19 protein-coding genes are annotated in these 20,995 nt (G+C 60.3%); 13 read left to right on the plus strand and 6 right to left on the minus strand.

Features of this window, described 5'->3' with window-relative positions; genetic code table 11:
• Nucleotides 1–118 precede the first annotated feature (118 nt).
• The 3 genes from JIN78_RS14200 to JIN78_RS14210 form a co-directional block, all read right to left on the minus strand.
• On the minus strand, nt 119–2,272 hold the full coding sequence (locus tag JIN78_RS14200) for a hypothetical protein (protein WP_200392649.1): 2,154 nt from the start codon (nt 2,270–2,272) through the stop codon (nt 119–121).
• 19 nt (nt 2,273–2,291) lie between these two features.
• Nucleotides 2,292–3,728: a hypothetical protein gene (locus JIN78_RS14205; protein ID WP_200392650.1), complete on the minus strand. Its 1,437-nt coding sequence runs from the start codon at nt 3,726–3,728 to the stop codon at nt 2,292–2,294.
• A gap of 118 nt (nt 3,729–3,846) precedes the next feature.
• Nucleotides 3,847–4,497, minus strand: a complete 651-nt coding sequence (locus JIN78_RS14210) for a response regulator transcription factor (protein WP_200392651.1) — start codon at nt 4,495–4,497, stop codon at nt 3,847–3,849.
• Between the two features lie 152 nt (nt 4,498–4,649).
• Here JIN78_RS14210 and JIN78_RS14215 point away from each other — a divergent pair, with 152 nt between their 5' ends.
• Nucleotides 4,650–5,450, plus strand: a complete 801-nt coding sequence (locus JIN78_RS14215; protein ID WP_200392652.1) for a PEP-CTERM sorting domain-containing protein — start codon at nt 4,650–4,652, stop codon at nt 5,448–5,450.
• A gap of 37 nt (nt 5,451–5,487) precedes the next feature.
• On the opposite strand, the gene JIN78_RS14220 is transcribed toward JIN78_RS14215, so the two are convergent.
• The 3 genes from JIN78_RS14220 to JIN78_RS14230 all read right to left on the minus strand — a co-directional run bounded on the left by JIN78_RS14220 (nt 5,488) and on the right by JIN78_RS14230 (nt 9,532).
• Nucleotides 5,488–6,144: a response regulator gene (locus JIN78_RS14220; protein ID WP_200392653.1), complete on the minus strand. Its 657-nt coding sequence runs from the start codon at nt 6,142–6,144 to the stop codon at nt 5,488–5,490.
• Nucleotides 6,141–8,909 carry a sensor histidine kinase gene (locus tag JIN78_RS14225; protein ID WP_200392654.1) on the minus strand — a complete coding sequence of 923 codons (2,769 nt, stop codon included), beginning with the start codon at nt 8,907–8,909 and terminating at the stop codon, nt 6,141–6,143. Before JIN78_RS14225 ends, JIN78_RS14220 begins: the two co-directional genes overlap by 4 nt.
• A gap of 86 nt (nt 8,910–8,995) precedes the next feature.
• The gene (locus JIN78_RS14230) at nt 8,996–9,532 is read right to left on the minus strand and encodes a shikimate kinase (protein WP_200392655.1); all 537 of its coding nucleotides are present in this window, start codon (nt 9,530–9,532) and stop codon (nt 8,996–8,998) included.
• Nucleotides 9,533–9,646: 114 nt separating this feature from the next.
• On the opposite strand from JIN78_RS14230, the gene JIN78_RS14235 reads away from it, so the two are divergent.
• From JIN78_RS14235 to recF, 12 genes are all read left to right on the plus strand, one after another.
• Nucleotides 9,647–10,663 (plus strand): L-threonylcarbamoyladenylate synthase, encoded by a 1,017-nt coding sequence (locus JIN78_RS14235; RefSeq protein WP_200392656.1) that lies wholly within the window; start codon nt 9,647–9,649, stop codon nt 10,661–10,663.
• Nucleotides 10,664–10,724: 61 nt separating this feature from the next.
• The gene (locus JIN78_RS14240; RefSeq protein WP_200392657.1) at nt 10,725–10,997 is read left to right on the plus strand and encodes a type II toxin-antitoxin system Phd/YefM family antitoxin; all 273 of its coding nucleotides are present in this window, start codon (nt 10,725–10,727) and stop codon (nt 10,995–10,997) included.
• Nucleotides 10,998–11,450, plus strand: coding sequence for a type II toxin-antitoxin system VapC family toxin (locus tag JIN78_RS14245; protein WP_200392658.1), 453 nt, complete (start codon nt 10,998–11,000; stop codon nt 11,448–11,450).
• A 63-nt stretch (nt 11,451–11,513) separates the two neighbouring features.
• Entirely contained in the window at nt 11,514–12,734 is a 1,221-nt protein-coding gene (locus JIN78_RS14250; RefSeq protein WP_200392659.1) for a TonB-dependent receptor, read from the plus strand.
• Nucleotides 12,735–12,765: 31 nt separating this feature from the next.
• The gene (locus JIN78_RS14255) at nt 12,766–13,641 is read left to right on the plus strand and encodes a metal ABC transporter substrate-binding protein (RefSeq protein ID WP_200392660.1); all 876 of its coding nucleotides are present in this window, start codon (nt 12,766–12,768) and stop codon (nt 13,639–13,641) included.
• A complete protein-coding gene (locus tag JIN78_RS14260) occupies nt 13,641–14,066 on the plus strand; it encodes a hypothetical protein (protein ID WP_200392661.1) in 426 nt (141 codons plus the stop codon). The genes JIN78_RS14255 and JIN78_RS14260 overlap by 1 nt, the downstream gene beginning before the upstream one ends.
• Nucleotides 14,059–14,826, plus strand: coding sequence for a metal ABC transporter ATP-binding protein (locus JIN78_RS14265; RefSeq protein ID WP_200392662.1), 768 nt, complete (start codon nt 14,059–14,061; stop codon nt 14,824–14,826). The genes JIN78_RS14260 and JIN78_RS14265 overlap by 8 nt, the downstream gene beginning before the upstream one ends.
• On the plus strand, nt 14,819–15,658 hold the full coding sequence (locus JIN78_RS14270; RefSeq protein WP_200392663.1) for a metal ABC transporter permease: 840 nt from the start codon (nt 14,819–14,821) through the stop codon (nt 15,656–15,658). Before JIN78_RS14265 ends, JIN78_RS14270 begins: the two co-directional genes overlap by 8 nt.
• 85 nt (nt 15,659–15,743) lie before the next feature.
• A complete protein-coding gene (locus JIN78_RS14275; RefSeq protein ID WP_200392664.1) occupies nt 15,744–16,268 on the plus strand; it encodes an NAD(P)H-dependent oxidoreductase in 525 nt (174 codons plus the stop codon).
• Nucleotides 16,269–16,274: 6 nt separating this feature from the next.
• Nucleotides 16,275–18,176 (plus strand): monovalent cation:proton antiporter-2 (CPA2) family protein, encoded by a 1,902-nt coding sequence (locus tag JIN78_RS14280; protein WP_200392665.1) that lies wholly within the window; start codon nt 16,275–16,277, stop codon nt 18,174–18,176.
• A 68-nt stretch (nt 18,177–18,244) separates the two neighbouring features.
• A complete protein-coding gene (gene selD, locus JIN78_RS14285; RefSeq protein ID WP_377173868.1) occupies nt 18,245–19,297 on the plus strand; it encodes a selenide, water dikinase SelD in 1,053 nt (350 codons plus the stop codon).
• 81 nt (nt 19,298–19,378) lie between these two features.
• A complete protein-coding gene (gene recF, locus JIN78_RS14290; RefSeq protein WP_200392667.1) occupies nt 19,379–20,425 on the plus strand; it encodes a DNA replication/repair protein RecF in 1,047 nt (348 codons plus the stop codon).
• The last annotated feature ends 570 nt before the right edge of the window (nt 20,426–20,995 follow it).

The raw sequence follows: 20,995 nt of genomic DNA on the forward strand, positions 1-20,995 counted from the left end.
CGGACTTTCTGCCTCGTTCTGGGAAGGGCGAGGCCTCGTATCTTTTTCTGGGGACAATAAAAAACGCCTCCGCCGGAAAGGGCGGAGGCGTCGGGATTTCAACCTGCGAAAGAAGGCATCAGGGGAGTTCGCTGAGGCGGTAGAAGGCCTTTTCGGCGGGAGGAGAGAGGTCGCTCAGGCTTTCGCTGCTTCCGGTGGGGGAGAAGGCGTCACCGAGCGGAGTGAATGTGTTCAAGCCCGGGGAGCTGATCATCCACTGGTAATTTTTTTCCGGATCCAGCCCGCTGTAAGTGACTTGGAAGGTCCCTTCGGTGTAGTCCGAGGAGATGATTTCGATTCCTTCGCCCATGGCGACCGGGGAGCCGAGCACAAGGCTGGCAATGGCGGTGCGCTGGTATTGTCCCAGATAGAGATCCTGATGGCTGCCTGCAGGTCCCACCTGACCGTAGCTGTGGAAGTGTCCACTGCTGCCAATCACCGCGTGGGGCAGGAGGTCCGTGTCGGGATTGCCGGAGGCAACCGAGAGAATCCGGGAGTTGTTGAAGTCGTTGTTCGCCGCTGCTGAGAGCACGAAGCCATCGTTATTCGTGATCTCGTAGTCCAGCTCCAAAGCGGTCGCGGGTGCGGTCTCGGTGCTGCCGATGGCAAGGCTGGCGGCGATTTGCGAGACATTGCTGAGCGCAAGCTGACTGTAGGCGTAGGAGAGCGCGGTGAGACCGGGATCGCTGCTGACCTCAAAGACTCCTTCCGTGGCGGAGGGGTTGTGTAGGTAGAAGACAGTTGCGGTCTGGGCTCCCACTCCGGGATCCTGAGCATGCAAGGCGGTCATAGCCTGCCCGGCAAAGGTTGCGGTGGGCAAGGCTCCATTGCCGCCGATTCCTTCCGCCGTGAAGAACAAAGCCACGAAATTCCCGCCGTTCAGAGCGAAGGATGCGCTGGTGAAGATGACTCCGGTGTCACTATTACTGAATGCCTCGTTGGCAGTGAGGCCCGCTGCAGAATTGGTCTCGGTGATGAAGTTCTCAGGGAAGAGGGCTCCATCATTGGGATCCGTGCCGACTGCGAGCTCGGTAGCATCGCTGAAGCCGTCTCCATCGCCATCTTCACTCAGAGGGTCGCTGCCAGCAGTGACTTCTTCTCCATCGAGGAGTCCGTCGGCGTCACTGTCAGCCAAGAGGGGGTCTGTCAGGGTGGTGTTGATTTCTTCTGCGTCGGTCAGTCCGTCATTATCACTATCGGCCGAGGTGGGGTTCGTGCTCGCAAGAAGCTCCTCCGCATTGGTGAGGTTATCGCTATCGGGATCGCCCGAACCACCTTGATCGCCCGAGCCGTCAGTGGGATCGAGGCCGTTGAGGATTTCCCAGCTATCGGAAAGACCATCGGAATCGGTATCACTGGAGAGAGCGTTGGTGATGAAGCCATCGTTGCCGGCCGTCACTTCCTCGGCGTCACCAATGCCATCCGCGTCCGAGTCCGCGACCAGAGGCAGGGTGTTGTGGGTGTTGATTTCTTCCCCGTCGGTGAGCCCGTCTCCGTCACTGTCGGGGACATTGGGATCAGTGCCTGCGGTTTCTTCTTGCTCATTGCTGGCGAGATCGCTGTCCGGATCGCCGGAACCATTCTGAGGGGTGAGGTCGCTTTCTTCAATCGTCCCACTGGCATCACCAAAGTGTTCGTCTTCCCAGAAATCATTCAGCAGGTCGCTGTCCTGGTCATTCACGGAAGCCACCCCAAAGGCCAGAGTGGCGACGGCCGTGCGTTGATACTGCCCCAGGTAGCCATCGAACTGCTCTCCGGCGGATTCGATCCGGCCAATGGGGTGGAAATGTCCACTGGAGCCGACGGTGACAAAGTCCAAGAGGCTGGAATTGGCGTTTCCGTAGGCTAAGGAGAGCGGGCGCCCTCCGTTGTGGTCGTTATTGACGGCGGCAGTGATGACAAAGCCATTGTCAGTCGCGGTGGTGTAGCTGACCTCCAGAGGGATGTCGGCGGAGTTGGTGGTGCTTCCCACCGTGTCTTGACCCGCAATCCCGGGGGCCCCAGAGAGCGAAATCGCGCTATAGGCCCACGTGATGTTCGTGAGGTTGCTATCGGTGAACACTTCAAAGATTCCTTCCGTGCTGTCGGGATTGATCAGGTAGAAGATCGAGGCTCCTTGTGCACCGAGACCTGAATCCGTGGCTGAGACCGCGTTCATCACTTGTCCATCGAAGGTGGCGATGAGATTGTCGGTTTTGTCGGTCAAGTTCTCGGTGGTGAGGACCAGGGCCACGGCATTTCCTCTCTGGAGGTCAAAAGATTCCGAGCTGAACAGGAGCCCCGATTCTCCAGTGGAGACTTCCGCTTGAAAGACGCCGGGCGCGGTAGCTGCGATGGTCAGGTAGCCAGCCGTCGGGGATCTCTTCTGCCGAGCTGGGGTCAGTGCCTTTGGCGACCTCAAAGGGATCGGAGAAACTATCGCCATCCGAGTCACTCAGATTGGGATCGGTGATGAAGCCGTCCGTTCCGCTTTCAACTTCTTCTCCATCAAGAATGGAGTCGCCATCGCTGTCATCACTGAGCGGATTGGTGAGGTAAAAGTCGATTTCGTCGGTGTCGGTGAGGTTGTCGCCGTCACTATCCGCGTTTTTGGGGTCGGTGTTGAAGGTTTGCTCATCGAAGTTCTCCAAGCCATCTCCATCTGGATCGCCGAAATCGCCGTTGTCTCCCTCAGCGCTGGTGGGATCGAGATCGTAGGTGATTTCCCAGAGGTCGAGGAGGAGATCGCCGTCGCTATCTTCACTGAGTGGATCGGTCTGGAAGCCATCGGAACCGGCGAGGACTTCCTCGCCATCCAACAGGCCGTCGTCATCGCTGTCGTCATCGAGCGGATCGGTGGGCAGGTTGCTGTAGGTATTCAGCGAACCGTCGATTTCCGGGCCATCATCGAGTCCATCTAGATCGGTGTCGGCAAAAAGCGGGTCGGTGCCGGCTGTTTCTTCCGCTTCGTTGTTGGCGCCATCTTCGTCCGGATCGTCGTCGCCATCATAGACTTCATAATCAGTGGGCTCGACCGTGCCACTGTTGTCGCCGAAGTAGGCATCTTCCCAGAGGTCGTCCAGGCCATCGTCATCGAGGTCGGGATCGGTGGCCACTTCGAAGAGCAGGCCATCCAATTGGGTGCGGTTGTTGGAGCCCGTCCAGTCCGCCCCATTGTCGAGAAAGATGGTGACGTTTCCCGAGGCATCGGTGGAGATGGTGCCGACATTGACCCCGACGAGTGAAGCCCCTGCAGAGGAAATGACTGTGCCTGGAAGCTGGGGATCTCCGGTGATGGTGGTGAGCTCGCCCGAGCTGGTGCCCCAAGAAAAGTCGTAGATGGCCCCTGTGTTGGACACCGCTACGACCCAGAGAGCGTAGCTGGTGTCGGGTTGTAAGCCCGTGACCGCGAATTCGATCTCCGGTCCCGTATCGTCCTTGTCGTCAGCGCAGTTGCCATTGACGGTGATGCCGCTGTCGCTGCTGTCGGGAAAGGTCCAGCCGCTGGGACCGTCGATCCAGGTTCCGGTGGCATCGCCATTGGTGTCGGTGGCGGCGATGTCGAGATAGAGGCCGGTGCCGTTGCCCAACGCGGTCTCCACCTCGGCGACGGTGGCAGCAGAAAGTGGGGTGGCTAAAACGAAGGCCAGCCCGAAGCCGCTCCAAGTCAGCGGCGAGGGTGGGTTGATGGGTTTGTCAGGAGTTTTCATGAGAAGAGAGAAGAGAATTCTCAGTCCCGTTTCGGGAGCCGAAAGGGTCTCGTGACAAGATGGTCAAGGCCATGAAGATTGGCCATAGTCCGAAAGTGATAGGAGGAGAGAAGTGAGTCTAGGAGGGCGAATTTTCCTGGGATTCGCGGTAAAGAAGAGCCGCTTGGGTGCGGCTGTTGACGTGCAACTTCTCGTAAATGTTCCGATTGTGGGCGCGCACGGTTTCCACAGAAATGGCGAGCTGTGCCGAGATGGCCTTGTTGCCCAAGCCGTCGGCCAATAGGCGCAAGATATCGGTTTCCCGTTCGGTGAGGTGGGCTTCCTTCAGGGGATCGCGGTAAGTGCCATGAAAAGCCTCCACCACTCGGCGGGCGATTTCCGCGCTCATGGGCGCACCCCCGGCGAGGACGTCGCGAATGGCCTCTTCCATTTCTTCCATGGAAGAGCGTTTGAGGAGGTAGCCTGTCGCCCCGGCTTCCAGCGCAGCAAAGATTCTGTCGTGATCGCCATAGACGGTCACGATGAGGATGTGGATGGCTGGATGGGATTTGCGCAGGCGGCGGGTTGTTTCGATCCCCGAGATGCCGGGCAGGTTGATATCCATGAGGACGACCTCGGGAGGTTTTTCCATGAAGGCCGCGAGAGCGTCCTCGCCACTGGGCCAGGTTCCCATGCAAACAAAGTCGGGGACGGCCTCCACGGCCGTGCGGAGGACCTCCGCCAGCTGGCGATTGTCCTCTACAATGGCGATGGAATGCGGCGAGCCCATAAACTGACGGATGAGGATAGCGACCAGGGAGGCGCGGCCGCAAGGAGGTTTACCGCATCTGCCCTATTCGGACTATAGGCGGAAATGAAGGCAGGGGATAGAAGTGCTATCCTCCCAGACAGTTCTGTCGGGATGAAACACGAAAAAATCCGATGAAAACAAAATTCACTACTTCCTCCGCTGTCATCGCTCTCCTCGCCGGGAGTGCAGTCAGTGCCTCAGCCGCAATTTCGGTGGCCAATACTTTGGCTGGCTCTTCCGCTACGGTGAGTTCATTCGATGCCACGGGCCTTCTCTTTTCGACGGCACCCTTTGACTTGAACGGCGGAAATGTCGTGGCTCTCCTCGTGAGTTCGGAAGGAATTGGCGACAGCGGGGTGCGCCAGGCGACTTTTGCCGGACAGGTGATGAATGAAGTCTATGTCGAGGATAATGGAGCGGGTGACCAGACGGCGGCGATTTATTACCTCATCGATCCTGTGGCGACTTCGGGTAGTTTTGAGATGGTGCTGGATCCCAGCTATGGGCAGAGCGTGTCCTATGGAGTAAGTGCGATTTCGCTAGGAAACGTTTTGGGCTATGCCGATGAGAATACCAATCGCAGCACCTCTTCGGCCAATACAGCAGATTTTCCCGTCAGTTACACTGTGGCTACTCCTGGAAGCTTTGTCCTCGGGGTCGCCTCCAATAACGACTTTAATGGAGAGCGACCGCTCGGGGTGTCTTCGGGGAATCCCGACACTCCCTTGCTCCCTTTCGTGACCGAGGGGTCGAGCGGACATTTCCACACCTCCGGTTCGATCGATGCTCCCGGGACTTATACCGACAACTATTTCGGGCAATTCCAGCGCAATGCTCTGGCGACTCTCGCTTTTGAGGCTATTCCCGAGCCCTCTTCTGTTCTCTTGGGGGGCTTGGGAGTGTTCGCTCTCCTTGGTCGCCGTCTTGGGTGATGGGACGTTTTTTTCGCTGCGAGGGGAGGGTGACCGTTCATCCTGCTGTCGTGCGAATCCCGTCTCGATACTTCATCACTGCCTGGGTGCGGGTGGAGACTTCGAGTTTCTTGTAAATGCTCCGATTGTGAACGCGGATGGTTTCGGCTGAGATGTCGAGGCGATCCGCGATTTCTTTGTTGGCGAGCCCTTCCGCCAAGAGAGCGAGGACTTCTTCTTCGCGGGGCGTCAGGTTGGCTGTCGCCACTCGATTGTTTCGCTGTTGGTAAAAGGCGTCTACCACGCGGCGGGCGATTTCCGGACTCATGGGGGCTCCCCCGGCGAGAACCTCGTGGATGGCTTGGCAGAGTTCATCCGGAGCGGCGCGCTTGAGAAGGTAGCCTGTCGCCCCGGCTTTGAGAGCAGCAAAAATCTTGTCGTGCTCGCCATAGACCGTGACCGTGATGATGAGAATGTCCGGCAGATGCTTTTTGAGCAGGGCGGTGGCTTCAATCCCGGAGAGGCCGGGGAGATTGATATCCATCAGAACCACTTTTGGCCGGAAGGCTTCAATTTTGCGCAGGCCTTCTTCTGCGGATTTCCAAACTCCGGCGCAGCGCAAGTGATCGCTGGAATCAATGACCAAACGGAGGGTTTCTCCCAGGTCGGAGTTGTCTTCGATAATGGCGACAGAGTGTTTCTCGGAGTCCTTCATGATTCGCTGGGTAGGGGCAGGGTGATGGCGACTGTGGTGCCGCAGCCGGGCTCGCTCTCCAGGTGAAGTTGCCCGCCGCAATCAGTCATCCGGGTGCGCATATTTTTCAGACCATCTCCCAGTGAAGCCTGGCCGCCTTCGAATCCTTTGCCGTCATCGGCAATGTGGATGTGGAGGTTTTGGTCGGCAAAGGAAATGGTTAAGGTGACTTTAGTGGCATTGCCGTGTTTGACCGCGTTGTTGATGGCTTCGCGGGCAGTGAGGAGAATGTTGTGACGTCGTCGGGGACCGATGGTGGCCTCCGGTATGGTTTGGGGAATGTGGGTTTGGAGCGGAATGGCAACGACCTTGAGAAATTCCCGGGCAAAGAAGGCGAGATACTCCACCAGAGAGCGGAGACTGTCTTGGCTGGGATTGGTGGCCCAGACGATTTCATCGAGAGTTCCCACCGCCCGCTTGGCCTTGATAGAAAGTTGCTCCAGCGGGCGTGGGCCCGAGGGGAGGACTTTCTCTCTTTTGGCCAGATCAGACAGAATGGAAAGTTCAGTCAAACTGGCTCCGAGGTCGTCATGCAGATCGCGGGAGATGCGGGAGCGCTCATCCTCGAGGGCCCGCTCGAGCTGGATGATGGCGAGTCGGCGTTTGTGGCGGCGGCGGGCCAAGAGCCACCCCACGGCGAGGACAAAGAGGGCCAGCAGGCTGGCGGAGAGGGTGACAAACCAGCCTGTTTCCCAGAAATGGGGGCGGACTTCGACCGAAAGGACGGCTGGACGGGGAAGGGCAGAGCCATCGGCATTGATTGCGGTCACTTCCAGCCGGTAACGGCCGGGGGGAACAGCCGCATAGGTCACCTCCCGCTGGGGACCGAGCAGTTGGGGGTGGGGCTCAAGACCCGCGAGTCGCACGCGGTAGGACACTTCCTCCGGTGCACTCAGACTGACCCCGGTAAAGCGGAATCCCAGGCTGCTACGTCCAGGGCCGGCCTGGAGAGGGTGGGCGCCCGGAATAGGCTGGGGAACGCCATTGACCATCACGGGAGAGAAGTGGACATGGGGAGGCGTGCGGTTGAATACGAGGGTCTCCGGCTGCACTTGAGCCAGCCCCGCCGTGGTTGTGAACCAGATCGAACCATCGGGAAGATCGAAGACCGCAGGCTGCCCTCCTCCCGTGCATTCGCGGGTCAACATCCCGTCATCTCGGTCGAAGCGGAGCCAAACTGGCCGGGGGCGATGAGGAGGCATCGATTCCAACAAGGCCGAACGCGAGACCCGGAGGATACCGCCCAACGAGCCGAGCCAGAAAGCGTCCTCTCCCTGCAATCTCAGCCCGGTGAGACGCTTGTCCGGGAGCCCCGAGGCGCGACCAAAGTGATGGGTGTGACCATTTTTCCACACATACAATCCCGAACGAATGGTCGTGAACCAGACCTCCCGGGGAGAATACACGAGGATGGACGATATTTGAGGGTTGGGCACTTCTCCCACTGTGGCCAGGAGGTGAAATTTCTTGCCGTCGTAGTGGAACAGTCTTCCGTCGCGAGTGCCGAGGAAGAGCCCTCCCTCCTTGTCGGCAGTGAGGGTGAAGATGTCCCCTTCTTCCCCGGGGAGGTCAGGTCCCAGATTGACCACCGAATCGCCATCCCAGCGGAACAGGTTGCGCCGGCCAGCCAGCCAGATATTTCCTGCGCTTTCCTCCGCCAAGGCATGGATTTTTCCCATCCCGGGCACGCGGCGAAAGACCGCTTCAAAGTCGTTCAGGGATTCATCCCATTGAAAGACCGAGGCATTGCGCGAGGCGAACCAGAGTCGTCCTTGGCTATCTTCCAGCATGCTGACCACCACTCGTTCGGAGCCACTGGTGATGAGGGGCTGGGGAATGATGCGACCGTCTTGAATCCGCTCGACACTGCCTTCCGCCAACCCCAGCCACCATTCTCCCGCCCGGGTGCGGAGTGCGGAGACCACTGCTTTCTGATAGGGCCCTTCCGCCGTGGTGAGCGCCGTCACTCTTTGTGGACGCACTCGCACCAGACCTTGGCTGCGGCTGGCAATCCAGAGGTTGCCTTCCAAGTCCTCTAAGAAATCGCGTGCGAGGAGGTTGTTGTCGAACTCGTCCACTTCTCCACGGTGTTGGCCGCTTGCATTTTGAAACTGCAGGGCCCCTTGGTTCACGGACCAAAGGTCTCCTCGGCGGGTGGTCAACTGCGTGGGTGGAAGGGTATTGTCCGCACGCCCTCGGGCCAAGGACTGGAGCCGATCTTTGTCGTTGCTGGCTTTGAGCTGGCTGCTTGGTTGCTCCACCATCCGGGCGGTTTCTCCATCCCAGTGCCAAAGCTGTTCCCTGCGGACGAAATAGGTGTTTTCCTGATGATGGAAAAGTCGGGTGATCCGGCCTGAGTCGCCGTGCTCGTAGTCTTCGATTTCGCACACGAGGCTGTCCCCCTGGAGCCGAAAAAGGCCGTGCCGATTGGTCGAGAGCCAGACTTCCCCGTGGCCCGGGGTAAAGACGCGAAAAAAATCGAGCGGACGGCCCTGCCAGTCACCGCTTGCTGGAATGGTCGTGAATTCCAAGCCGTCGAAGCGCTCCAAACCTTCAGCGGTCGCGATCCAGAGATAACCGTCTTGGGTTTGGCCCAGGGACCGGACGATGCCACCCGCCAAGCCTTCATCGGCCTTCCAAGTGCGAACCAGAAAGCGGGCGCTCTTCTCCGTCTCCACCGCTCCGAGCGCGGTCGTGAGGGCGAGAAGGAGGCACAGAATCTTCATGGCAGTCTTTCCATGCTAGGAGACTCGCGCTTCTTCCGGCGAGGAAATCTTCTAGTCCGTGTGGAGTAAGCTCCAAAAATTTTTCCTCAAGCCTGGTCGTGACCGTAGAAGTAGCGGGCGGACTCGATGATGCCGGCCGTGATTTCGGAAAAGCTCAGGCTGGTGGTCTCCAGGGTGAGATGGGCGGCGTCTTGATAGAGGGCGTTGCGCTGCTGGAGCAAGTCGCGGATGGTGCCGAGGGGGTCTTCGGTTTGCAGGAGGGGGCGTTCCTTGTTGCGGGAGGTGCGCTCGAGGATGGTCTCGGGCTGGGCCACGAGCCAGACCACGAAGCCAAGCTCGCGCAGGAGGCGGCGGTTTTCTTCCCGCAATACGGTGCCGCCACCGGTGGCAATGATGCGTTTGTGGCATTTGTCGGCGGTCAGGGAGGTGAGCACTTCCGTTTCCAAGTCGCGGAAGTGGTTCTCTCCCTCGCTGGCAAAGATGTCGGCGATGGGGCGCTTTTGCTGGGCGATGATGCGGGCGTCGGTGTCGATGAGCGGGTAGCCGAGAGCCTTGGAGAGCTGCCGACCGATGGTCGACTTCCCCGTGCCCATGAAACCAACTAAGATGAGATTCTTTAGCATCCGCGTCCGCACCCTAACCAAGGGCACCGGCAATCGAAACCAAAAACAGCGGGATGAGGGGCGGGAAGGCGAATCGGCCATTGAAAAAGGCGCTTCGCCTCGCTAACCAAGGCCATGGAAACACGGGTCGAGGTAGCGGATTTCGAGGATTGGCGCGATTTGGCAACGGAGGCGGCGGAGCTCTTGCAAGCGGGCGAAGTGGTCGCCTTGCCCACGGAGACGGTTTATGGGTTGGCCGCCGATGCCCTCAATGAAGAGGCGGTGGCCAAGGTCTTTGCGGTGAAGGGGCGCCCCTCCTACGATCCCCTGATTGTCCATCTCGGCAGCTGGCGGGACCTTGCCAAAGTGGCGGAAATTCCGGCTGAGATCGAAGACACGGTGCGCACCTTGACCAAGGAATATTGGCCGGGGCCCTTGACCGTCGTTCTCCCCAAGAAGGAGGGTGTCCCGGAAGCGGTCACCGCCGGATTGCCCACGGTGGCGGTGCGGGTGAGCGCCCACGAGGTGATGCGCGAGGTGGCCAAGCAAGTGGGGCCCATCGCGGCTCCAAGCGCAAATCTCTTTGGCCGCATCAGCCCGACCAGCGCGGCGGCAGTGGTCAGCGAGCTGGGGGGCAAGATTCCCCTCGTGGTCGATGGCGGGGCGTGCCGCGAAGGTCTCGAGAGCACCATTATCAAGATCGAGCCGGGCGAAAAGAAGCCCCTGATTACCATTCTGCGGCCGGGACCGATCACCCGGGAGGAGTTGCGGAAATTTGGCACCGTCAAGAAGGCGCGTCCGGCCAAGGGAGAGACAAAAGTGGAGGTTCCGGGCCAACTGGACAGTCACTACGCGCCCAATGCCCGGGTGCGGATTCTGGAGAAAAACGAGGAATTTGTGCCCGAGGAGGGCAAGAGCTATGCTCTGCTCTCCTACCGCGGCGATAGCAAATGGGAGGACGCCCACGAGTGGGTGGCGCAGGACGCGCTCAGCCCGGGTAGCGGCAAGCTGGCCGAGGCGGGGGTGCGGCTCTTTTTCCTCCTGCGTCAGCTCGATGAAGCCGGACCGGATGTGATTCTGGTGGAAGCGGTGAGCGAGACCGGGGTGGGCGTGGCCCTCATGGACCGCTTGCGCCGCGCGGCCAGCAAGTGAGGGCCAGTCGCAAGTCTTTGCCAGATTGACTTCTCCGAAAAAGTGGACAAATATTGTCCCCATGAAAACGGTGACCGTGCGGGACTTGCGCAACAACTTCGCCAAGGTGGAGGCCTGGTTGGCGGAAGGAGAGCCCATCCGGGTGGAAAAACGGGGCAAGCCGGTGGCCTACCTGTCGACGGAAGCTCCCGAGTCGGGGGGGGAGGCTGGAAAGCGGGTCCTGCCGGACTTCGAGGCGCGTTTGCAGCGCTTGTGGGGGAATCGGGTCTTTACCGAGGAAGAAGTGGAAGCGATGCGGGAGGCAGAGGAGAAGAACCCTTTTGAAGTTTTCTGAATGAGGGTGTATCCGGATACCTCTTTCCTGTGCTCCCTCTACCGCAAACAGGTTCATACCCCTGTTGCCCTGTCCTATGTTCGGAGCCAGACCGAGCCCATTCTGGTGTCGTCTTTTCTCGTGCTCGAGTTTCGGCAGTCGGTGCGCCTGCAGGGATGGATCCACGAGCGCAATCCCAGCCAGGGGTTTTCCCTATTCGAGACCGACGGCATGTTGCGGGATTTTCAGTCCGATCTGCGGACCGGAATCTGGAAAATGGTCAGCCCCGACTGGGCGGAGGTCCACCAGCTGGGCGAGGCCATCAGCCGCAAGCACACCGCGGTCAGTGGCAATCGCCTGGTCGATATCCTTCATCTGGCCACGGCCCTGCACTTGGGATGTGAGACCTTTCTTTCCTTTGACAAACGCCAGCAGGCTCTGGCTACCGCAGAAGGGCTGCGGTTGGGAGTTTGAAACGCAATTTTAGTGCGATAAAGGCTTGCGGGTGGCTAAATTGTGCTGCAAGTTTTTGGCGTTATGATTTTTCGCACGGCGACTGCGCTTTCGATGGTGGTGATGGGTTCCGCCCAGGCGGACTGGGAGCTCTATGACCGGGAGGACTGGTTGTCCTTTGCGGCCCACCTCCGCGTAGTGGGTGCGGCGGGCGGAGGCGACTTCGAGGAATTGGCGGCCCACGCCCACGATCCCAACCGGGACCTGTCCCTGCAGGGCATTGAGTTTGCGACCAGTATGCGGCTTAACGATCACGTTCACGGTTTTACGACTTTCAATGTCTTCCGCAGCCTGGACGATGACCTGGATGTGGATTGGGAAGAGGGTTTCTTGAAGTTCGCCGATCTTCCCGGGGGCTTCGAAGTGCGCGGCGGCCGTTACCTCAATCGTTTTGGCGGGCAGAACTCCACCCACTTGCATGGGTGGGATTTTGTCGATGCCAACCTGGTGACGGCGGCTTTTCTCGGTGACCACGGGCTGGCTACCGAGGGGGCGGAGGTCAGTTGGATTTGGGAAGGCCCGGTGACTTCAGCTTTCTCCTTCTCCTTTGGCAACGCGCTGGGTCATTCCCATGGTCATGACGAGCACGAGGAGCATGAGCATGAGGAAGAAGAGCACGAGGAGGCGGAACACGAAGAGGAAGAGCACCACCACGAGCATGGCCATGGTGCTGGCGAGGAGGCTTTCTTCGATGACAATCTCTTCACCGGTCGCTGGCTGGTGCGCTGGGACTACAATGACTTTCATCGTCACGAGTTCGGCCTCAATGGCGGCTGGGGCGAGAATGGTTACGGGCGCGATACCCAGCTTTACTCCGGCGATTACTACTACACCTATCGGGAAAATGGCCTCGAGCCCGGAGGACGTTTCCTGCGACTCGGCGCCGAGCTCTACTTCCGCGATGTCGAGTGGGCGCACGAGGAGGACGGGCATGCCGAGCGCGGCGATGCCGACCATTGGGGCGTGGTGGCCTCGGCCACATACGGCTTCGCCGAAAATTGGGAGGCCGGTCTGCGCTACGATTACATTGAGGGCGTGGAATCCGGCCCCGAGCCCGAAGAGACCATTTTCGCGGTGGAGGAGCGCCATCGCTACTCGGCGGCGCTGACCCGTCGCTTTCAGCTCGCGGAGGATTTTTCCGCTCTCGCCCGGCTGCAGGTGAATTTCGATGACCTGCCCGATGAGGACGAACAGAGTGTCTATCTCCAGCTCGGATTCGACTGGGGTGGACCGGAAGTTCGTTGATTTCCCAACCCAAGACCCCAAATTCCCCCCTATGAAAACACTGATCACAACCCTCCTCGCCCTGTTGATGGGATGGGCCCAAGGCCAGCTGAAAGTGGCCAGCCTCCATCCCCTCATGGGCGATCTGGTCACTCAAGTCGGAGGCGAGCGTGTCTCCGTTCTCGCCATCGGCAAGCCCGGCTTCAACAGTCACACCTTTGCTCCCACCGCCCGCGATCTGCAGGCCATGGGGCAAGTCCACCTCGTGGTCGCTTCCGGCAAAGGCTTGGAGCGCTACCTCCCGGCGGTGCAGGATGCCATCGGCTCCATTCCCATTCTCGAGGTCGGGCGTTCCATTCCTTCGCGCAGCATATCCGGGGGAGAGTCACTCTACGTGTGTTGCCCCGAGCATTCCCACGGCACGGTCGATCCCCATTGGTGGCACGACGTCAGCAATATGGAACGAGCGGTCAAGGTGGTGGAAAAGCAACTTGCCAAGATGGATCCGGAAGGAAAAATCTACTACAAAGCGCGTAGTCAAGAAATCCGCAAGCGCTACGAGCAGCTCGATCGCTGGGTGAAGGGGCAAATCGCCGCCATCCCCAAGGACCAGCGCAAGCTGGTCACCGCTCATGCCGCCTTTGGCTATTTTTGCGAAGCTTACAAAATGGAGCCGGTCTTTGTCCTTGGGCTGAGCGGCGACCACGAGGTGCCCGCGCAGGAGCTGGCCAAGGAAGTGGCGAAGTTGCAAAAAGAAGGCATCAAGGCGGTCTTCCCCGAAACCAATTCCAATCCCAAGGTGCTGGCCCAGATCGCCCGGCAGGCCGGGGCCAAGGTGGGCAAGAAGCTGATCGCCGATGGAGCGGCGGCGAATTATGACCAAATGATGCAAGCCAATGTAGCTGCGATTGTGCAAGCCTTGCGCTGATGAGAGATGCTCCCCTGCGTGAGGGCCTGCTGTTGGCAGGCGGTCTCGCGCTTTTGATTTGGCCCCTGGTCCTCGTGACTGGTCAGGCCCAGGCTCCCGCGACCGAGGTGGTCGCGGTCGAGTCGTCTCAGGGCCAATGGATCACCGATGTCACGGTGCAGGCCGCCCATGCCTTCGACTGGATGGAGCTGCGCCGGGGTGAGGAGGTGCTCGGGCGCGTGGAGGGTCCTACGAAAGCGGGGGAGTTCGAGTGTCTCCTGGAACGTCATGGCGAGATTCTCATTGTCGCGGCCCAGTTTGTGGAAGGGAGTCCCGAAAGCGCCCTGAAGCTGGAGCTGTGGGCGGGAGCGATGCCGGAGGTGGTGCTCAATCTCTGGGGAGAGGGCGAAATTTTCGAAGAAGTGGAGGTCAAATTCCATGAGTGAGTGTTGCCCGGGAACGGTCGCCGGAGGGCACGCCTCCCACCGGCTGGAGGTCTCGGATCTGTGCGTGACCTATGGCCCGGTGACCGCTCTCTGTGAGGTGAGCTTTGCCACCACCTGCGGCCATCGCCTGGCCTTGCTCGGTCCCAATGGGGCGGGGAAGAGCACCCTCATCCGCTCGCTGGCGGGACTCTGTCACTCGGTGCAGGGGTCGATTTTGTGGCGGGGAAAAAGCCTCACCGGTTCCACCCGTGAGATCGCCTACTTGCCGCAGCTCGATCGCCATCGCGAGGGGTTCCCGGTCACGGTGCGGGAGGTGGTGGCCATGGGTCGTCTGCCGCACATGGGCTTTTGGCGAACCACCCGCCCCATCGATGTCGAAAAGGTGGACGAGGCACTCTCCATCATGCGCTTGGAGAATCTCGCCACCCGCCAGATTGATGCCCTCAGCGGGGGCCAGAGGCAGCGGGCTTTTCTGGCGCGCGCGCTCGCGCAGGAGGCCCACATCGTGATGCTGGACGAGCCCTTTACCGGGTTGGATGTCGAGAGCGCGGAGGAACTCTCCGAGACCCTGCGCGATCTGGCCCGCCGGGGACACCTCGTCATTGCCTCGCACCACAATCTGGCCACCGTGGAGACCATCTTTGACCAAGCATTGGTTTTGAAAAAGCATCAGATTGCCTTTGGCCCGGTGGCCGAGGTGATGGTCCGGCCCGAGGTGCGCACCGTGCTGGGCCTGGAGAAAGGAGGGGGTCATGTTTGAGATTTTCGAGCTCGCCCTCATGCGCCGCGCGCTCTTGGCCGCCCTCATGATCGGCTTCACCAACGGCTTCGTGAGCGCCTTTGTGGTCCTGCACCGCAGTCCTCTCAAGCTGGGGGCTCTCAGTCATTCTGTCTTTCCCGGCATCGCGGCGGTTGTGCTACTGCTGGGCTTGTCAACGGTGGGGGTCTACTTCGGAGCATTGGTGGCAGCCGCCCTGGTGGGATTGGGAGCGGTTTTCTTTGCCCGCCGGGCCATGGTGGGGGAGGAGACGGTACTGGCCGTGCTCATGACGGGTGCCTTTGCCGCCGGGGTCATGATGTTGACCCGCTATGAGGGAGCCGGCGGGCTGGAAGACTGGCTCCTGGGCAACATCGTGGGGATGTCGGACTCCGACCTCTGGATGAGCTACGGGGTGGGGGCCTTGGCCGTGCTGGTGCTGGCCATTCTGCGGCGCCCCATCCTGGTGACACTCTTCGAGCCCGATATCGCCGCTACCCTGGGCGTGCGCACCCAGGTGCTGAATTACGGGCTGTTCGCACTTCTCATCCTCGTGCTGGTGACTACCTTGCAGGCTGTGGGGGCTATTCTCGCGCTCGGCTTCATCGTCACCCCGGCGGCGGCGGTGCGGCAGCTGGTGGGTTCGGTGCGGGGGCTGTTTCTCTGGAGTGGCGTGGTCGGGGCGACCGGGGCCGGGCTGGGCTTTTTGGGAGCGGTCATTTTTGACCAGCCCATTGGTGCTTTCATGGTGGTGGTTCTGACCGTTCTCTTTCTCATCGCGGTGCTCATCCGGCGTTTGCGTGAGGGCGTGGTGCGGAAGCGGCATCGGCATTGAGAAGCGGTTGCCAGCACTTTCTCCGCCGGGGCAAAGCAGGATTCGCTTCTTGTCCTTTCGGGCAAGTTGATTAGCTTCAGGGCCTATGCGTGAGACGCTCCTCATCTTTGTCCATCCCGCCTGGGACAAGTCGCGGGTCAACCGAGCACTGTTGGAGGGGGTGGCCGATTTACCCAACCTGACCGTCCACGATCTCTACGAGGAGTATCCGCACTTCGACATTGTGCCGGAGCGGGAGCAAGAGCTGCTGTGCGCCCATCAGCGCATCGTGTGGCAGCATCCTCTTTTCTGGTATTCCACCCCGGCCCTGCTCAAGGAGTGGTTCGATGTTGTGCTGCAGTATGGGTGGGCGTATGGCAGCGAGGGCAAATGCCTCCATCAGAAGGACGTTCTCTCCGCCATCACGACTGGCAGCCCCCTCGAGGCCTATCAGGCGAACGGCCTCCACCGCTACCCTTTGCCGGAATTTCTTCGTCCCTTGGAGCAGACCTGCCGGCTGTGTGGGATGAACTACGAGGAGCCTTTTCTCGTCCCCGGGGCCCTGACCCTCTCCGGAAGCGAGCTGGATGCCGCCGTCGGCCGCTATCGCAATCGCCTTCTCGAATCCTAAGCCATCATGTCCAACCAAAGCCTTTTCACTTCCGCCTTCGTCTACCTCCTCGCGGCTGTCATCAGCGTGCCCGTTGCCAAGCGGCTGGGGCTCAGCTCCGTGTTGGGTTACTTGGTCGCGGGCATGATCATCGGCCCCTTCGGCATTCAGCTGGTGGGTGAAGAAGGCGCCGATGTCATGCATTTCGCTGAATTCGGGGTGGTCATGATGCTCTTTCTCGTGGGCCTGGAGGTGCAGCCCTCGCGTTTGTGGAAAATGCGCGGACCCATCCTGGGGCTAGGGGGTGCCCAAGTCGGAATCACCATCGCGGTGGTGGCCGGGCTCGGTCTGTTCCTGGGACTGGATTGGCAGGTGGCCTTGGCGATTGGCATGGCCCTGGCCCTATCCTCCACAGCCATCGCTTTGCAGTCTTTGCAGGAAAAGGGACAAACCAAAAGCCGGGCGGGGCAGAGCGCCTTCTCGGTCCTTCTCTTTCAAGACCTGGCCGTCATCCCCATCCTCGCGGTCATGCCTCTGCTGGCCACCCTGACCCCGGCGGGCGCGGATCATCATCATGCCGACCTCAATGCCCTGCAGGCATGGCTGAGCCATCAGCCTCCCTGGGTGAATACCGTTCTCGTGCTGGTCGCGGTGGTCCTTATCGTGGTGGCTGGGAAATACCTCTTCCAGCCTTTGCTCGGTTGGGTGGCCCGCACCCGCGTGCGCGAGACCTTTGTCGCTCTCGCCCTCTCCCTCGTCATTGGCATCGCCCTGCTGATGACCTCCCTGGGGGTCTCGGCCGCCTTGGGCACTTTTCTCGCCGGGATGCTTCTCTCCGATAGCGAGTATCGCGCTGAGCTGGAGGCCGATATCGAGCCCTTCAAGGGCCTCCTCCTCGGCGTCTTTTTCATCGCGGTGGGCGCTTCCATCGATTTTGATTTGATCGCCAGCCAGCCTCTCAATATCGCGGCGCTGGTCCTCGCCCTCATCGCCCTGAAGGGAGTGATTCTCTTTGCCCTCGCCAAATGGGCCGGCCTGTGTCTGGACGGGTGCTTTCTCTTCGGCTTCGTCCTTGCACAAGGCTCCGAGTTTGCCTTCGTCATTCTGGGCTTTGGCATCTCGGAAGGGGTGCTTCCGCTGGAAATCGGGCAGCTGGTGACCGCCGTGGTGGCCATCAGCATGGCGATGACGCCTCTGCTCTTGATCTTCAATGACAAGGTGCTGCGCCCGCGCTTTGGCACCCGGGAGCAGGAAGCTCCCCCCGCCGATGACATGGATGAGGAGGCCCCCGTCATCCTCGCCGGCATGGGCCGCTTCGGCAACTTCGTAGCCCGCATGCTGCGCGCCCAGGGCATCGAGGTCACCATCATCGACAACGACCCCGAGCACATCGATTTCCTCCGCAACATCGGGGTCAAGACCTTCTACGGGGACGCCAGCCGGGTGGACCTCCTCGAGGCGGCGGGAGCGGCTGAAGCCCGTGTCCTCGTCATCGCTCTCGATCAGGAGGAAACCATCAACGAACTGGTCGCTTCGGCCCGAAAGCATTTTCCCCAGCTTCAGATCATGGTCCGCGCGCTCAGCCGGGATCACCAGTATGAATTGCTGGAGGCTGGAGTGGATTACACCATTCACCAGCACGCCGGCAGCGCCATCGCGATGGGGGAAGAGACTCTGAAAACCCTCGGCTTCCGGGCTCACCGGGCCGCCCGTTTGGGAAAAATCTTTGCCCGCCACGACCGCGAATCCTTCGAGCAGCTCAATGAAGTGCGCAAGGACGAAAAAGCCTACGTCCATCGCATCCGCGAGCGCCTGAGCGATATCGAAGACCAATTCAAACGCGAAAACAGCGACTTCGCCAAAGACCCCGGCTGGGACACCGAGCGCCTGCGCAAGGATTCTCTTCCCGGCCTGGATCAGACCTCCTGACTCACCGGGTCCGTTCTTTTTCCCATTTCCCGGTTGCGAGCGGGGTAAGGCCGCTTAGGCTCCTCGTCATGAGTCGCGAGGATATCAGACGCCTGACCGAGCTCTCATCCTGCGCGGGATGAGCTTCCAAACTGTCGCAAGCTGAGCTCACGCAGGTCTTGCGTGGCTTGGCTCATGTCGAGGACCCCAATTTGATGGTCGGTTCCGCCTCTTCGGATGACGCGGCCGTCTATCGCTTGTCCCCGACCCAGGCGCTGGTGCAGACTCTCGATTTTTTCACCCCCATCGTCGATGACCCCTACCAATATGGGCAAATCGCGGCCGCGAATTCCTTGTCAGATGTTTACGCCATGGGCGGCCGTCCCGTGACGGCGATGAACATCGTGGCCGTGCCCACCGACGAGCTGCCCCTGGAAACGGTCAACGCCATTTTGCGAGGCGGAGCCGACAAGGTGGCGGAGGCAGGCTGCGTCCTCGCCGGCGGTCATACCGTGCAGAACGCCGAGCCCCTTTATGGTCTCTCGGTCACCGGCCTCGTCCATCCCGACAAAGTCATCTCCAACGCCGGGGGGCGCGCGGGAGACCTTCTGCTGCTCACCAAGCCTCTCGGCACCGGCATCCTTTCCACCGCCGTCAAGCGGGGACTCCCGATTGGCGATCTGGAGGAAAAAGCCGCGCGCCTGATGGCCACCCTCAATACCCCCGGCACCCCGGTGGCCGAGGCCGGGCTCACCATCTGCGGCACCGATGTCACGGGCTTCGGGCTCCTCGGTCACCTCTTGGGCATTTGCCGGGAGTCGGGCCTCACCGCCCATCTGGAGGCCTCCTCCATCCCTGCCATTGATGACCAGGTGCTCTCCCTCATCGAAGAAGATTGCGTCCCCGGAGGAACCCGCAAAAACCTGGCGACGGCCGAGCCCCACCTTTCTTTCGGAGCACAGGTCAGCCCGGCTCTGCGCCTGCTTCTGGCCGATGCCCAGACCTCGGGCGGACTGCTCCTCGCCATTGCTCCCGAGAAGCTGGCCCAAGCGGAAGACCTCCTGCAAGAAGCCGGTGCGCCCATCGTCGCCCGCATTGGCTCCCTACAAGCCCGGCAGGAAAAAGAGATCGTGGTTTCTTGAGACAGCCCGTCCGGATCACTCACTTCGCCCTGCCGGACTTCCGCATTGCCGCCCGGGGTGCCAGCTCCCATCTTCTCGTCCGTGATTGAGTCCTTGCGTTTGGCCGACTTCCGCTGCGTTGCAGGGGCGTCCTTGTCCATCCCTCCGGCCGGACTCGTCTTCGTGGGCCGGAATGCCCAGGGAAAAACCAGCCTTCTGGAAGCGGTCTGCGTCCTCGTCCGCTTGCACTCCCCCCGCACGCGGCGCCCCTACCAGATGGTGCGCTTCGAGACCCCGCAATTCGGAGTTGCCGGTCGGGTCTGGGGTCAGGAACGACGGGTCGATTTTTGTAAAGGGGACTATCGCCTCCGCGTCGATGGGGAGGCCCGTGGCTCCCAGAGCGATTACCTCGCCGATGGCGGCTTGCTCGTCTGGATGGGCAATGAAGACCGCGAGCTCGTCACCGGACCAGCCGAGGGACGCCGCCGTTACCTCGACTTCATGGCTTCCCAGATTGTGCCTGGTTACCGGCGGGCCCTCTCCCGCTATCGCAAAGCCTTGCAAGAGCGCAATGCCCTCCTCCGCGATGGCCGCGGCGAGGCCCGCGAGATGGTCGCCTTCACCTCCTTGCTCATCCAGCACGGACTCGAACTCACCGCAGGGCGAAAGGAAATGGTCCGCCATCTGGCCCGGCCCGTGAGCTGGGCCCAAGACGCGGTGGGAGGAGGCGGGGAAACTGTCGGCCTGGGCTATCAAGCCGCATCCGGGGACGACTTCGAAGCCTCCCTTGCCCGGGTGCGGGAGCAAGAAATCCGCCGCGGCATGACCCTCGTCGGCCCTCATCGCGATGACCTCAAGCTCACCCTCGGAGGACTCAAGGCCGCTGATTTCGGCAGTGAAGGCCAGCAGCGCACCCTCGCCCTTGCCCTCAAGCTCGGTCAGGGCGAACTCCTCCGCGAGCAAGGAGGCAAAACCCCCGTCTACTTGCTCGACGATATCTTTGGCGAATTGGACAAAGGGCGCCGCGAGCGGCTCCTCGCCAGCCTCCCGCCCGGCGCGCAGACCCTCATCACCACCACCAATGCCCACTGGCTGGGTGATGGAATGAACCTCGAAGTCCGCGAAGTGAGCGGCGGAACAGTGGCCTGAGAACCAACCTCGCTTGGACTCGCGAAAACGCCGAATCTCTATCAGAAAACGCTGTGCTTTTGGAAATCCTGTTTGTTAGTAAAAGCGTCCCGTTGTTTTGAGTGAATGAAGTATCTCGATATCTTCCGGGCGGGAAAAGATAAAGAGAATGTTGACGGATTGATTTTTAAAAGAATAACTTCGGAGAATCATGGTTGATGGTTTTTTTGGCATCAGGACCCCAGTTTTGGGAAAGAAGAAAGAGAGACTTGTCTGCTTGCCAGTCTTCCTCTCAGGGCACGCTGGTGATGTGGTCCATTTAAAAATCGGAGGCAATCTGGATATTCCTAATTTAGAATGGAGGCTGAAATCTGGTGATGCCACGATAGGAGTGTTTACTAATGAGACGACTACAGACGCGGAGTTTAAAGCCCTAAAGCCTGCGAAAGATGAAATCGAATTGGTTATTGATGGAGATGTTGCTTGGTCTGCACCAGTTCACACTACACGACAAAAATCGAGCACGTAACGCACTGAAAATAAGGAAAAAATACGCAAAAAAGGCTTGCAATGTCGGTGGCCGCCCAAAAT

Source organism: Roseibacillus ishigakijimensis, assembly GCF_016595415.1.
Lineage (GTDB): Bacteria > Verrucomicrobiota > Verrucomicrobiia > Verrucomicrobiales > Akkermansiaceae > Roseibacillus > Roseibacillus ishigakijimensis.

What these genes read in the sequence shown, in the direction of transcription:
- JIN78_RS14210 (WP_200392651.1), bottom strand. Translation starts at nt 4,497, where the DNA reads ATGGGCTCGCCGCATTCCATCGCCATTGTAGAGGACAATCGCCAGCTG.
- JIN78_RS14215 (WP_200392652.1), top strand. Translation starts at nt 4,650, where the DNA reads ATGAAAACAAAATTCACTACTTCCTCCGCTGTCATCGCTCTCCTCGCC.
- JIN78_RS14280 (WP_200392665.1), top strand. Translation starts at nt 16,275, where the DNA reads ATGTCCAACCAAAGCCTTTTCACTTCCGCCTTCGTCTACCTCCTCGCG.
- JIN78_RS14245 (WP_200392658.1), top strand. Translation starts at nt 10,998, where the DNA reads ATGAGGGTGTATCCGGATACCTCTTTCCTGTGCTCCCTCTACCGCAAA.
- JIN78_RS14250 (WP_200392659.1), top strand. Translation starts at nt 11,514, where the DNA reads ATGATTTTTCGCACGGCGACTGCGCTTTCGATGGTGGTGATGGGTTCC.
- JIN78_RS14270 (WP_200392663.1), top strand. Translation starts at nt 14,819, where the DNA reads ATGTTTGAGATTTTCGAGCTCGCCCTCATGCGCCGCGCGCTCTTGGCC.
- JIN78_RS14205 (WP_200392650.1), bottom strand. Translation starts at nt 3,728, where the DNA reads ATGAAAACTCCTGACAAACCCATCAACCCACCCTCGCCGCTGACTTGG.
- JIN78_RS14255 (WP_200392660.1), top strand. Translation starts at nt 12,766, where the DNA reads ATGAAAACACTGATCACAACCCTCCTCGCCCTGTTGATGGGATGGGCC.
- JIN78_RS14225 (WP_200392654.1), bottom strand. Translation starts at nt 8,909, where the DNA reads ATGAAGATTCTGTGCCTCCTTCTCGCCCTCACGACCGCGCTCGGAGCG.
- JIN78_RS14235 (WP_200392656.1), top strand. Translation starts at nt 9,647, where the DNA reads ATGGAAACACGGGTCGAGGTAGCGGATTTCGAGGATTGGCGCGATTTG.
- JIN78_RS14240 (WP_200392657.1), top strand. Translation starts at nt 10,725, where the DNA reads ATGAAAACGGTGACCGTGCGGGACTTGCGCAACAACTTCGCCAAGGTG.
- JIN78_RS14260 (WP_200392661.1), top strand. Translation starts at nt 13,641, where the DNA reads ATGAGAGATGCTCCCCTGCGTGAGGGCCTGCTGTTGGCAGGCGGTCTC.
- JIN78_RS14230 (WP_200392655.1), bottom strand. Translation starts at nt 9,532, where the DNA reads ATGCTAAAGAATCTCATCTTAGTTGGTTTCATGGGCACGGGGAAGTCG.
- JIN78_RS14275 (WP_200392664.1), top strand. Translation starts at nt 15,744, where the DNA reads ATGCGTGAGACGCTCCTCATCTTTGTCCATCCCGCCTGGGACAAGTCG.
- JIN78_RS14220 (WP_200392653.1), bottom strand. Translation starts at nt 6,144, where the DNA reads ATGAAGGACTCCGAGAAACACTCTGTCGCCATTATCGAAGACAACTCC.
- JIN78_RS14265 (WP_200392662.1), top strand. Translation starts at nt 14,059, where the DNA reads ATGAGTGAGTGTTGCCCGGGAACGGTCGCCGGAGGGCACGCCTCCCAC.